Annotated in this window: 11 protein-coding genes; all 11 read left to right on the forward strand. The window is 68.0% G+C overall.

Annotated elements, in window-relative coordinates; translation table 11 throughout:
* The first annotated feature begins 230 nt into the window (after positions 1-230).
* The 11 genes from pilM to D7Y04_RS22685 all read left to right on the forward strand — a co-directional run bounded on the left by pilM (position 231) and on the right by D7Y04_RS22685 (position 13,371).
* On the forward strand, positions 231-1,313 hold the full coding sequence (pilM, locus tag D7Y04_RS22635; protein WP_014399064.1) for a type IV pilus assembly protein PilM: 1,083 nt from the start codon (positions 231-233) through the stop codon (positions 1,311-1,313).
* 30 nt (positions 1,314-1,343) lie between these two features.
* Entirely contained in the window at positions 1,344-2,027 is a 684-nt protein-coding gene (locus tag D7Y04_RS22640) for a PilN domain-containing protein (RefSeq protein WP_120597157.1), read from the forward strand.
* 22 nt (positions 2,028-2,049) lie between these two features.
* Positions 2,050-2,661 (forward strand): type 4a pilus biogenesis protein PilO, encoded by a 612-nt coding sequence (locus D7Y04_RS22645; RefSeq protein ID WP_120597158.1) that lies wholly within the window; start codon positions 2,050-2,052, stop codon positions 2,659-2,661.
* 44 nt (positions 2,662-2,705) lie between these two features.
* A complete protein-coding gene (locus D7Y04_RS22650; protein ID WP_199749715.1) occupies positions 2,706-3,266 on the forward strand; it encodes a pilus assembly protein PilP in 561 nt (186 codons plus the stop codon).
* 58 nt (positions 3,267-3,324) lie between these two features.
* On the forward strand, positions 3,325-6,117 hold the full coding sequence (gene pilQ / locus D7Y04_RS22655; RefSeq protein WP_121760677.1) for a type IV pilus secretin PilQ: 2,793 nt from the start codon (positions 3,325-3,327) through the stop codon (positions 6,115-6,117).
* 33 nt (positions 6,118-6,150) lie between these two features.
* Entirely contained in the window at positions 6,151-6,840 is a 690-nt protein-coding gene (locus tag D7Y04_RS22660) for a hypothetical protein (RefSeq protein ID WP_121760678.1), read from the forward strand.
* Positions 6,841-7,203 (forward strand): hypothetical protein, encoded by a 363-nt coding sequence (locus tag D7Y04_RS22665; RefSeq protein WP_120597162.1) that lies wholly within the window; start codon positions 6,841-6,843, stop codon positions 7,201-7,203. It begins immediately after the preceding gene.
* Positions 7,204-7,343: 140 nt separating this feature from the next.
* Positions 7,344-7,925 (forward strand): elongation factor P, encoded by a 582-nt coding sequence (gene efp / locus D7Y04_RS22670; protein ID WP_120597163.1) that lies wholly within the window; start codon positions 7,344-7,346, stop codon positions 7,923-7,925.
* Positions 7,926-7,965: 40 nt separating this feature from the next.
* Positions 7,966-8,550, forward strand: coding sequence for an acetyl-CoA carboxylase biotin carboxyl carrier protein (gene accB, locus D7Y04_RS22675; protein ID WP_121760679.1), 585 nt, complete (start codon positions 7,966-7,968; stop codon positions 8,548-8,550).
* Positions 8,551-8,625: 75 nt separating this feature from the next.
* Positions 8,626-10,011, forward strand: coding sequence for an acetyl-CoA carboxylase biotin carboxylase subunit (accC, locus tag D7Y04_RS22680; protein WP_120597165.1), 1,386 nt, complete (start codon positions 8,626-8,628; stop codon positions 10,009-10,011).
* A gap of 192 nt (positions 10,012-10,203) precedes the next feature.
* A complete protein-coding gene (locus tag D7Y04_RS22685; RefSeq protein ID WP_121760680.1) occupies positions 10,204-13,371 on the forward strand; it encodes a tetratricopeptide repeat protein in 3,168 nt (1,055 codons plus the stop codon).
* Positions 13,372-13,385: the final 14 nt, after the last annotated feature.

The following is a 13,385-nucleotide window of genomic DNA, read 5'->3' on the forward strand; positions in this document are numbered from 1 at the left end:
GGGCAGGGGAGACGCCTGGCGGGCAACCCTTGAGGAATCCTCCGACGCCATTTGACGGAACGCCGCCGGGGCCGGAAAATCGGGCCTCCGCGATGGTGAGCCAGGGGGGCGCGCGGTCGTGGCGGGCTTTCACGGCGCTCTCCCGTCCGCAGGGCGGCCGGGCGCCAAGCACTTTTTAGGAGGGGTATCAAGCCGGTGCTACGCTGGCGCCCTCTCCGATGGAGTTACGCATGGCGAAGGGCAAACTGGCACTCGGGCTGGATATCGGGTCGACGTCGATCAAGATGATCATGCTCAAGGAGCAGCGCAAGCGCGGTGAAGTCGGCTACGCGCTCCAGAGCTTCGGAATGAAGCCGCTGCCTCCCGAGGCCATCGTGGACGGCGCGTTGATGAACTCCACGGCCATCGTCCAGGCCGTCCAGGAGCTGATGTCCGAGCTGAAGGTCAAGGGCAAGGACGTCGCCATCGGCGTGTCCGGCCACTCGGTCATCATCAAGAAGATCCAGATGCCCCGCATGAGCCAGGAAGAGCTCGAGGAGAGCATCCAGTGGGAGGCGGAGCAGTACATCCCCTTCGACGTGAAGGACGTGAACATCGACACGCAGATCCTGGACGGCGGCGGCAACGACGCCACCGGCCAGATGGACGTGCTGCTCGTCGCTGCGAAGAAGGACATGATCAACGACTACACCACCGTGGTCTCCGAGGCGGGCCTCGCTCCGGTGGTGGTGGACGTGGACGCGTTCGCCGTCCAGAACATGTTCTCCACGAACTACGAGCTGCCGGACAAGGAGACCGTCGTCCTCATCAACGCCGGCGCCTCCGTGGTGAACATCAACATCATCGCCAACGGCGTCACCGTCTTCACCCGTGACGTGACCATCGGCGGCAACCAGTTCACCGAAGAGATCCAGAAGCAGCTCAACGTTTCCTACGAGGAGGCGGAGGCGCTGAAGATCGGCGGCAACCGCGCGGACGCGGACGCCGTCGTCCCTCAGGACGTGGAGCGCGTGCTCTCCAGCGTGGCGGAGCAGGTGGCCGGTGAAATCCAGCGCTCGCTGGACTTCTACGCGGGCACCGCCGCGGACTCGAACTTCACCAAGGTCTACCTGTCCGGTGGCACGGCGAAGATCCCCGCCCTGTTCAAGACCATCGAGGCGCGTACCGGCGTGCCGGTGGAGATCCTCAACCCGTTCCGGAAGATCGAAGTGGACAACCGCAAGTTCGACCCCGCGTTCATCATGGACGTGGCGCCCATGGCCGCGGTGGCAGTGGGACTGGCGCTCCGGCGCCCGGGCGACAAGCTGGGCTGATACCGCTCTGGCCACGAGGAAATCACGAACATGATGATCCGAATCAACCTGCTGCCCGTCCGGGCGGTGAAGAAGCGGGAGATGGGCCAGCAGATCCTGGCCCTCTACGCCGCGGTCCTGATCGCCGCGGTGGCGGGTAACTACTTCTGGTACGCGGACCGCGACGGCGAACTGCAGCGCGCCAACCAGGGCATCACCCAGACGCGCGCGAAGATCGCGGAGCTGGAGAAGGTCATCGGCGAGGTGACCAACATCAACGCCCGCAAGGCGGAAGTGGAGAAGAAGCTCGCGGTGCTGGACACGCTGCGCAAGGGCCGCAACGGGCCGGTGCGCATGCTGGACGCGCTCTCCTCGTCCATCCCCAAGAAGGTCTGGCTCAAGAACTTCTCGGAGGTGTCCAACAAGGTCACCATCGACGGTTCGGCCGTCAGCCACGACGAGGTCGCGGAGCTGATGCGCGGCCTGGGCAGCATGGTGTGGACGCCCAAGGGCATGGGGCGCCTGGTGGATCAGGGCCGTACGGCCAGCAAGACGTCGCGCGTGGAGCTCTTCAACACGGAGACCGCCGTCGTGGAGGAGTTCTCCGCGAATGAAATCAAGCCCTTCTTCGGCAACGTCGAACTGAGCAACGCCGTGCAGACCAAGCCCACCGTTGCCAACGCGCCGACGGTCGTCGACTTCAAGCTCACCCTCACCGCCAACTACGCCATCTGATTGGCGGCGAAGGACCCCTGTCATGGAAAAGTATCTGGATCAACTCGCGAAGGCCCCCCCTGCGGCGAAGTTCGGGGGGCTCGCGGCCATCGTCGTCGTCTTGACCGTGGGCAACTTCTTCTCCTTCATCCAGCCCACGGAGGAGAACATCGCCCGCCGCGCGACGGAGCGCCGGAAGCTGGACCAGGAACTCGCGGAGAAGAGCGAGATCGCCCAGAACCTCAACGAGCGCCGCCGTGAGATGGACGTGCTCGAGCAGAAGCTGGCGGAGGCCCTCACGGAGCTGCCGGAGCGGCGCGACATGGAAGAGCTGCTCGCGCAGATCAACGACATCGGCAAGAAGTCCGGCCTGGAGATCGCCCGCGTGGAGCCCGGCAAGGAGTACGTCGAGGGCAACGAGTTCTTCGCGCGCATCCCCATCCGGATGACGGTGAGCGGCAACTACCACGAGATCGCCATGTTCCTGCAGGAGATGGCGAACATGCGCCGCATCGTGAACGTCAACAACATCAAGCTCGATGGCGCGACCCTGAAGAACGAGAAGGTCGTCCTCCAGAGCACCTTCCTGGCGACGACGTTCCGATTCGTCGACACGAAGGGCGCGAAGACCACCGACAAGAAGAAGAGCAACTAGAAACTTGATCCGCCCGGCAACAAGGGCGACAAGGGATGACGCGGATGAAGACGTTCAAGTCCACGATGACCGTTGCGGTGATGGCGCTGACCCTGTCCGCTTGTGAGGACACGCCCAAGGCCTCACCCCCTGCTCCCCCCAAGGCCGCCGCCCCCGCGCCGGCCCCAGTGGCGGAGAAGACCGAGGCGTCGGCGGCGCCAATGTTCGTCTACACCTACAGTCCGGTGGGCAAGCGGGATCCATTCCGCAGTCCGCTGGAGGAGCTCGGGCCGGTGGCGCGTGACGCACCGGAGCGGGCCTGCAATGAACCCCTGTGCGTGTTCGACCTCGACCAGCTCAAGCTGGTGGCGGTCGTCACGGGGGATGCCAGCCCACTGGCGATGGTTGAGGACCCCCTGGGTCGCGGTCACATCGTCCGGCGCAACACCCGCGTGGGGCGCCAGGGCGGCAAGGTCACACAAATTCTCCGGGACTCGGTCACCGTCACCGAGGTCTTCACTGGCGCCAAGGGCGAGCTCATCAGCAATCCGGTGAGTCTCCAGCTCAAGGCGGATGGTGTGAAGGACCCCGCCTACAACCTGATGACGGGCAAGAACTGGGAGTAGCGCCCCACGGCGCGCCCGCGGGCAGTCGTCGCCCGCATCCAACTTGTTGAGGGGACGCATGCTCGAGCAGAGCGCTGTGACGAGGGGCAAGTGGATCATGGCGACCGCATGGGCGGTCGTCCTGGCAAGCGCCAAGGTGTACGGCGCGGATCTCAATACGCTGAGGGACCTGCAGGTGTCCCGGACGGGAGCCGGTGCCCAGGTCGTGGTGACCGGGACCCGGCCGCCCACCTTCACCGTCTTCCGGCTCAGTGGGCCGGAGCGGCTGGTGGTGGACCTGTCGTCCGCGGATGCCACCGGTATCAAGGGGCACCATGACGGCACCGGTCCGGTGTCCGGAGTGGTGGCCGCCCAGTTCTCCGACGCGCGCGCCAGCGTGGGCCGCGTGCTGGTGGCGCTCGACCAGGCCTCCCAGTACGACGTCCGCGCGGAAGGCAACCGCGTGGTCATCTCCGTGGACGGCTCGCCGGTGGCCCCCGCCGCCGCGACCGCCCAGGCTCCGCAGGCTCCGGCCGAAGCGAAGCCGGCCGAGCCCGCGCCGAAGGCCGAGCCCGCGCAGGCGGTCGCCGCCGCGCCGGTGAAGGCCGCGCCCGCGCCGGTGGTGGAGGCGATGGTGGCGGTGGTGCCGGAGGAGGGGACGTCTTCCAAGGCCGCCCCGTCCCAGGCGCCGGGCCGTGAGAACGTCGTCGCCACGGAGGCGGATGAGCGCGAGGTGGCCCACCCGGCCCAGCGCATCACCCGGCTGTCCCTGGAAGGCGAGTCGCTGCGTGTCGCCGCCGACGGCGAGATCGCCCGCTTCGAGGTCCTGGAGCTGGTGGACCCGCCGCGCCTGGCCGTGGACGTGTACGGCGTGGGCTTGAGCGCGAAGGCGCCCAAGGTGAAGGGCAACCTGCTCAAGGACGTGCGCGTGGGCGCCCACGAGGACAAGGTTCGCCTGGTGCTCGTGGCCAAGGGCGACATGCCCGCCTACCGCGTGGACCGCGCCGAGCGTGGCCTGGAAGTCGTGCTGGGAAGCGCGGTGGCCCGCAAGTCCAAGCCCTCGCAGCCGCGCGACGCGGTGGCGGAGACGGAGCCCCTGCGTCCGCAGCCCCTGCCCGTGCAGGAGTCGGCGAAGCCGCAGCCCGCGGTGGCGCAGGCCGTGCCGCAGCCGGCGGTGGTGGAGGTCAAGGACCTGTCCTTCGACGAGAGCCCCTCGGGCGGCCGCGTGCAGCTGAAGCTGTCCGGCGCGACGGCGTGGAAGGTGGACCGGCCGGATCCGCGCAGCGCGGTGCTGACGCTGGAGAACGCGCGTCTGCCCAAGAAGCTGGAGCGCAGCCTGGACACCAGCGCGCTGGACACGCCGGTGAAGATGATCAGCGCCTTCAGCGTGCCGGGTGAGGGCCGCAAGGTGCGCCTGGTGGTCGCCGCGGACGGCGCCATCGAGGAGAACGTCACCCAGGGCGCCAACAGCCTGAGCTGGCGGCTGGACGTGCAGGGCGTGAAGACGGAAGAGGTGGCCGTCACCCAGCGCACCGCCGGCTTCACGGCGGAGGCCCCGGCGTACGCGGCGGAGGGCGCGCCCCAGCAGGCGCGCTACCGCGGCAAGCGCGTGTCCTTCGAGTTCAAGGACATCGACATCCAGAACCTGCTGCGCGTCATCGCGGAGATCTCCAAGCGCAACATCGTCGTGGCTGACGACGTGGGCGGCCGCGTGACCATCCGCCTGCGCAACGTGCCCTGGGACCAGGCGCTGGACCTCATCCTGCGCACCAAGCAGCTGGGCCAGGAGCAGGTGGGCAACATCATCCGCATCGCGCCGCTGAAGACCCTGGAAGAAGAGGCGCGGCTGCGCCAGGAGCGCAAGAAGTCGCTGCAGCAGCAGGAGGACCTGCTGGTCAGCCTGGTGCCGGTGAACTACGCGGTGGCCAACGACATGTCGTCGCGCGTGAAGGACGTGCTCAGCGACCGCGGCACGGTGACGGTGGATGTGCGCACCAACGTGCTCATCATCAAGGACATCCGCTCCAACACGGAGAAGGCGCGCGCCCTGGTGCGCAGCCTGGACACCCAGACGCCGCAGGTCCTCATCGAGAGCCGCATCGTGGAGGCGAGCACCAACTTCAGCCGCAACCTGGGCGTGCAGTGGGGCGGTCAGACGCGTCTGTCGGCCGCGTCCGGCAACCCGACCGGCCTCATCTTCCCCAGCACCGTTGGTGTCACGGGCGGCGCGGGTGGCACTGCGCCGGGCGTTCCGGCCCAGCCGAACTTCGCGGTGAACCTGCCGGCGGCGGTGGGTGCGGGCGTCGGTGGCGCCATGGGCTTCGCCTTCGGCTCCGCGGGCGGCGCCGTGCAACTCAACCTGCGCCTGTCCGCGGCGGAGTCCGAGGGCACGGTGAAGACCATCTCGTCGCCCAAGGTCACCACGCTGGACAACAACACGGCCCGCATCAGCCAGGGTCTGTCCATCCCGTTCAGCCAGACGTCGGCCGGCGGCGTGAATACGACCTTCGTGGAAGCGCGCCTGTCGCTGGAAGTCACGCCGCACATCACCCAGGACGGCAGCATCCTCATGTCCATCCAGGCGCAGAACAACCAGCCGGACCCGTCCAACACCGGTGCGAACGGCCAGCCGTCCATCCAGCGCAAGGAGGCCAACACCCAGGTCCTCGTGAAGGATGGCGACACGACGGTCATCGGCGGCATCTACGTGCGCCGCGGCAGCACCTCGGCTGAATCGGTGCCCTTCCTGTCGAAGATTCCCGTGCTCGGCTTCTTCTTCCGGAGCACCCTGGAGACGGACGAGCGGCAGGAACTGCTCATCTTCATCACGCCCCGCATCCTCAACCGGCAGACCATCGCGCAGAGCCTCTAACGGCCTCGCACCCTGATTGGGAGAGACATTCCAATGAAGCCCTTCCTCATCGCGGCGGCCCTGTCGCTCGGGCTCTGCTCGTGCTCCGAAAGCACCCCCGTCGTCCAGATCCTCCAGACCATCCAGCCGGACGAGTCCTGCTCCTTCGGCGTCAACGATACCGGCATCGCGAATGGTTCGCTCAACCTGGCCTACCGGAACGGGTACCTGCTGGGGCTCGTCGTCAAGTCGAACTACTCGAGCACGCCCATCGACGTGAACGGCGTTCCGTTGGAGCCGGATTCCTCCTCCGGTGGTTCCGCCACCGCCTTCGTGGACACGCTGAAGCTGTCCTACGCCTCGACGCCGAGCATCCGCATCCCCGACGGCGAGGTTCCCTACACGGCGACCATCAATCCCGCGTCGGACACGAACCGGTTTGTCGTCAACCTGATGACCGCGGAAGCCGCGTCGGCCTTGCGGACCGCCCTGTCCGGGACCGCGACGGCCACGGTGCGGGTCACCGCGCAGTTCACGGGCAAGTTCGCGTCGGGCGGCAAGAAGTTCGAGTCGAACGAGATCATCTTCGGCATCGACGTCGCCAATGGGGCCGGCTCGCTTCGGACCTGCGCGACGGGTGAGGACCCCGAGGTCCCGGAGGGCCCTTGTGGTTCGGGTGCCGGCCAGGATGGTCAAGCTCCCTCGTGCCAGCCCGGGCCCGCGGCCCCGATCGTCGGGGGCTAGATGGCCTTCCGCACGCACCTTGAAGCGGTGGTGAACCAGGTGGACGGAGCCCTCGCGTGCAGCGTGATGGGCTTCGACGGCATCTCCGTGGAGACGTTCCAGAGGGACGAAGCCACGGAGCTGGACGTCTCCGGCACCTGGGTGGAGTACGCCAACCTGCTCACGCAGTTGAAGAACGCGGCCGAATCCCTGAAGACGGGCACCGTCACCGAGGTGTCCGTCAACAGCGAGAAGGTCCTCACCGTGATGCGCATGCTGACGCCGGAATACTTCCTGGTGTTGGCCCTGCGCGCGGACGGGAACTTCGGCAAGGGGCGCTATGTCTTGCGCGTCACCGCGCCGCAGGTGAAGGCGGAGTTGTAGCTGCGCACGTCCGCTCGGGCAGGGGCTTGTCGACCCTGCCCGGCGACGCAGCGTGCCTCCGCTTTCCTCTTTGCAGGAACCAGGGCATGGGCTAGACACCCCGGACTTTCGCCTTTACGTTCGTCCCAGGAGTCGGTCCCATGGCCGGGTTTGTCGATACGTCTGAATTCCGCAATGGTTTGAAGATCTTGTGGGAGGACAAGCCGTACGTCATCGAGTACTTCCAGCACGTCAAGCCTGGGAAGGGCTCCTCCTTCACCCGCACCAAGATCCGCAGCCTGCTGGACGGCCGTGTCCTGGAGCCCACGCTGAAGTCCGGCGACAAGGTGGGGACCCCGGACATCGAGTCCAAGGACATGCAGTTCCTGTATGTCCAGGGCGACGAGTACCACTTCATGGAGAAGAAGACCTTCGAGCAGACCTTCCTGACCAAGGAAGGCCTCGGAGAGTCGATCAACTTCCTGAAGGAGAACCTCGACGTCGAGATCCTCTTCTGGAACGGCAAGGCCATCAACGTGGGCCTGCCGAACTCCGTGGACCTCAAGGTCACCAAGTGCGACCCGGGCGTGCGCGGTGACACCGTGTCCGGCGCCATGAAGCCCGCCACGCTGGAGACCGGCTACACCGTCAACGTGCCCCTGTTCATCAACGAGGGCGACGTGCTGAAGATCGACACGCGTGAAGGTGGCAAGTACCTCACTCGCGTGGCCACCGGCGGCTGAGAGCAGCTTCCCTTCACCTGGCGACCCGGGAGGGGTCCGAATGGCAACGAAGCGCAAGGCAACCCGGCCGGCCGAGTCCTCGGGCGCGGCCTCCGGGCGGGATGCGGGCAACACGTCGCTGGACGTGGAGGCCCTCCGCCAGATCGTCGAAATCCTGGAGGCCTCCGACGTCACCCGTCTGGTGTGGACGAAGGGACCGGAGAAGCTCTACATCCGCCGCGGTCACGCGCCGGAGACGACCATCGTCCACCACACGGCGCCCTCGGGCCCCGGGGTGACGGTGTCGCCGCCGGTGGAGTACGCCGCTCCGGTCGCGCCCCGTGTGGCTCTCGCCGCCGCGCCCGCCGCCGCCGCACCGGCGCCGGAGAAGCCCGCGGAGAAGCCGGGCCACCAGGTGACCAGCCCCTTCGTGGGGACGTTCTACCGGACCCCTGCGCCGGATCAGCCCCCGTTCGTGGACGTGGGCACGGTGGTGCGCAAGGGCCAGGTGCTCTGCATCGTGGAAGCGATGAAGTTGATGAACGAAATCGAGTCCGAGGTCTCCGGCCGCATCGCCGAGGTCCTTGTGGAGAACGGTCGCCCGGTGGAGTTCGGCCAGGCGCTGTTCCGCATCGAGCCGGCCTGAGTCTGCTGACCCGTCAGGCGCGTCCGGCCCTCTCCGGGCGGGACGCGCCCCAGGCCCTCGCGAAGGAGCACGGCCGTGTTCAAGAAGGTTCTGGTCGCCAACCGCGGGGAGATTGCCCTGCGGGTCATCCGCGCATGCCGTGAGCTGGGCATCGCCACCGTGGCGGTGCACTCCACCGCTGACGCCAACGCGCTGCACGTGCGCTTCGCGGACGAGGCCGTCTGCATCGGGCCGCCTCCGTCCAAGGAGAGCTACCTCAACGTGCCGCAGCTGCTCTCCGCGGCGGAGATCACCCGCGCGGACGCCATCCACCCGGGCTACGGCTTCCTGTCGGAGAACGCCGAGTTCGCGGAGGTCTGCGAGAACTGCAAGATCCGCTTCATTGGCCCGCGCCCGGAGATGCTGCGGCTGATGGGCAACAAGGTTCGCGCGCGCGGCGCGGCCCGCGAGGCCGGCCTGCCGTTGCTCCCGGGCAGCCCCGGCGTGGTGAAGGATCCGCGCGAGGCGGAGGCCTTCGCGAAGGAGATTGGCTTCCCGGTCATCCTGAAGGCGGCGGCGGGCGGCGGCGGCAAGGGCATGAAGATCGTCCGCGAGCCGGGTGTGCTCGCGCAGGCGTTCTCCACCGCGCAGGCGGAGGCCCTGGCCAGCTTCAACAACGGCGACCTCTACATCGAGCGGTACGTGGAGAAGCCGCGCCACATCGAGATTCAAATCGTCGCGGACGAGCACGGGAACGTCATCCACCTCAACGAGCGTGAGTGCTCCGTGCAGCGGCGGCACCAGAAGCTCATCGAGGAGAGCCCGTCTCCCGCGCTCACGCCGGAGCTGCGCCAGCGCATGGGCGAGGTGTCCGTCGCCGCGATGCGGAAGATCCGCTACAACAACGTGGGCACCATCGAGTACCTGCTCGACGAGCGCGGCGAGTTCTACTTCATGGAGATGAACACGCGCATCCAGGTGGAGCACCCCGTGACGGAGCTGGTCATGGGCGTGGACCTGGTCCGTGAGCAGATCCGCATGGCCTACGGGCACCCGCTGCGCTTCAAGCAGGAGGACGTGCAGATCCGCGGGCACGCCATTGAATGCCGCGTGAACGCGGAGGACCCTGTCACCTTCGCTCCGTGGCCGGGCAAGATTACGGGCTACAGCGTGCCGGGTGGCTACGGCGTGCGCGTGGACTCCGCCGCGTACGAGAACTACACGGTGCTGCCGCACTACGACAGCCTGTTGTCCAAGCTCATCGTGCACGCGGAGGACCGTGAGACGGCCATCCGCCGCATGCAGCGCGCGCTCTCCGAGTACGTCGTGGAGGGCATCCGCACCAACATCCCGTTCCACCGGGCCGCACTGGCGGAGGAGTCCTTCCAGGAGGGCAACTACGACACCCGCTTCGTGGAGCGCCTGCTGGCGAGCGAGACGGGTTCGCGCCGGCTCAAGAAGGCCGTGGAAGAGACTCCGTAGCGCTTTGCCGTGAAGGCGTGGAAAACCCGCCGGGCGTGCGAGCGTCCAGGCGGGTGATCCAGCCCTGGGGGAGGGCAGGCTGTTTCTTGACCCGCATCGGAGGATTCCGTTAGCCTCCGATGCTCCCCCCCAGAGAAGGACTGAAACCCGCGAAGTTCCTCGGGGTTTCTGCCTGTCGGAAGCGCACGCTCGATGGACAAGAACAAGATCATCGAAGCCGCCGCGAAGCTGGTCGCGAAGGGCGCGTACGACAAAGCCATCAAGGAGTATCAGAAGGTCCTGGAGGTCGACCCGAAGGACATCCGGGTCCTCCAGAAGATGGGGGAGCTGTACCAGAAGAAGAACGACAACGCGCAGGCGGCGCACTTCTTCACCAAGGTCGCGGAGAGCTACTCCTCGGACGGCTTCTTCCTCAAGGCCGTCGCTCTCTACAAGCAGGTCCTCAAGCTCAACCCGAACCTGCTGGAGGTGAACCTCAAGCTGGCGGAGCTGCACCAGCAGCTGGGCTTGATGTCGGAGGCGATGGCGTACTTCCAGATCGTCGCCAACCACTACGACAAGGCGGGCGACACCAAGTCGAGCCTCGACACGCTGAAGAAGATGGTGGATCTCGACCCGGAGAACGTGGCGTCGAAGATCAAGCTCGCGGAGCTGTACGCGCGCGAGAACATGACGAAGGAAGCGGCGCAGGAGTTCAAGCGCGCCGCGGAGTACCTCAAGCGCAACGCGCGCGCGGATGACTGGCTTCGCGTCGCGGAGCGCCTCTCCGCGCTGGAGCCGGACAACCTCCCGCTCGCGAAGGAGCTGGCCGCGTCGTACCTGCAGCGCGGCGACCAGAAGCGCGCGCTCGCCAAGCTCCAGGTGTGCTTCAAGGCGGATGGCCGCGACGTGGAGACGCTCACGCTGCTGGCCCAGGCGTTCCAGGGGCTGGGCCAGATCTCCAAGACGGTGTCCGTCTACAAGGAGCTCGCGAAGATCCACCAGGAGCGCGGCCGCACCGCTGAGTCCGACGGCGTGTGGACGCAGATTGAACTGCTGGATCCGCAGGACCCGGATCTGCTCGCGCGCCGGGGGCCCGTCGCCGAACCGGAGCCCGAGCCCGAGCCCGTCGCCGCGCATCACCCCGTGGAGGAGGCCGCGCCCGCGTGGAGCGCGCCGGCCCCCGCGGCGCCCCCGTCCCGTCCCGCGCCCACCGCGCCGCCCGCGGCCGTGGTGCCGCCCGCGCCCGCGGGGATGAGTCGCGAGCAGCTGGCCAAGCTGCTGACGGAGACGGACGTCTACGTGAAGTACGGGCTCCACGACAAAGCGCTGGAGCACCTGCGCAAGGTCTTCTCCGTGGATCCGGAGAACCTGGACGCGCACGAAAAGGCGTACCACATCTACGTGGCGGCCAATAACGGCGCGCAGGCGTCCGAGCAGCTGCTCAACGTGCTGCGCCTGTGCACGCGCCGCGCGGACGTGCAGCGCGCGCAGCCGTACCTGGCGACCATCCTCCAGGAGAACCCGGCGCATCCCGAGGTGCCCGCCTTCCTGTCCGTGCTCCGCGCGGAAGGGGGCTTCGTGGCGCCGGCGGCGACGCCGGGCGTGGAGTCGCTGGAGGAGGACGCCATCCTGGTGGACTCCAACGAGGACGAGATCCTCGTCGCGGAGCCGCCGGAGGATGCGCTCGCGCAGCCCGGCGGTGATGAGCTGGCGCTCGCGGCGCTGAGCCACGGGTCGGACTCGGACGAAATCGTCGACGACGAGGTCTCGGAGACCACGTTGAGCGGCGAGGAAGCCGTGATGGGCGAGCCCATCAGCTCCGCCGAGAACACCGTCTACGACCTGCCGCCGCAGGACGACCTGGTGATGGGGTCCGACGAGGACTCGCTGGTGCTCGCGGACGAGCCGGGCCTGGGCGGTCCGGATGCCTCCGACGACGAGCCGCTGGTCGCCCAGGACGACGCGCTGGCGTACGCGGCGGACGCGGGCGACGAGCCCATGGTGCTCGCGGACGAGCCGGGCGGCATGTCGCTGGGCGACGAGGAAGAGGCGCCGCCCACGCGCATCCTGTCCCCGTCGCGCGCGCTGCTGGAAGAGGCCGCGCCGAACACGCGCCAGTTGCCGACGCTGGGCGACAGCGACGACGACGAGGCCCTGGTCGAACCCGGCATGTCGCTGGGCGAGGACGACGACGCGCCCACGCGCGTGGGGCTCGCGCCCCTGGATGCGTCCGCGCTGGACGACGCGGGCCTGGACGAAAGCTTCGCGGCGCCGGCGGAAGAGCCCTCGTACACGGGCGACATGTCGCTGGGCGACGAGTACGAAGACGAGCCCACGGCCGCGCACATGGTGCTGCCGTCGCTGGAGGGGCTGTCCTACGACGAGCCTCAGGCCGAGTCGTTCGCGGACGAGCCGGAGCCGGAGCCCGAGCCCGAGGCCCTGGCGGATGAGCCGGAACCCGAGCCCGAGCCGGAAGCGGAGCCCGAGGAGGAGCCTGCCTCCGAGGAGTGCGACGAGGCGTCGTTCTTCCTCGACCAGGGACTGCTGGAAGAGGCGCGCGAAATCCTGGAGACGGTGGCCATCGCGTTCCCCGGCCACGTGCGCGCCGGCGAGCTGATGGCTCGGCTGGAGGAGATGGAGGCCGGCGGTGGCGCGGCCCCCGAGGACGACGCTCCCTCGGAGCCCCTGCACGTGCCTTCCGTGCAGCCGGTGACGGAGGCGTCGCTCGACGACGGCGCCGGTGGTGGCGACGCGTTCGACCTGGCGGCGCAGCTGGCCGGCGAGCTGGACGACCTGGGCGGTGAGTCGCTGGCGGCGGTGCCCCCGGCGGAAGAGGACTTCCAGTACTCGGTGGACGAGGTCTTCGCCGAGTTCAAGAAGGGCCTGGCCAAGGTGGTGAAGCCCGAGGACGTGGACACGCACTACGACCTGGGCATCGCCTACAAGGAAATGGGCCTGCTGGACGACGCCGTCCACGAGTTCGAAGTGGCCCGCCAGGGCAGCCTGGGCACCCCGCGCGAGCTGGACTGCCTGACGATGATTGGCATGCTGCACACGCTGCGCGGCAAGCCGGAAGAGTCCGTGGCGGTGTTCAAGGAAGGCCTTTCCAACGTGCTCGCGACGGGCGAGGTGGCCAAGGCGCTGGGCTTCGAGCTGGCGAGCGCCTACGACGCGCTCAACGAGCAGGGCAAGGCGCTCTTCCACTTCCAGCGGGTGGCCGCCATGGACGCGAAATATCGCGACGTGGGGTCGCAGGTGACGCGGCTGTCGGCCGTGACTGCACCGGAGGAGGACCCGCTGCCTCGCGCCGGAAAGGGCCCGGCGACGCCGGTTCCCGCCGCGGGCGTGCCGAAGGCTCGTAAAGTAGGGTACGTGTAGCGCGTCCCCCCACG

Source organism: Corallococcus sp. AB038B (assembly GCF_003668955.1).
GTDB lineage: Bacteria > Myxococcota > Myxococcia > Myxococcales > Myxococcaceae > Corallococcus > Corallococcus exiguus.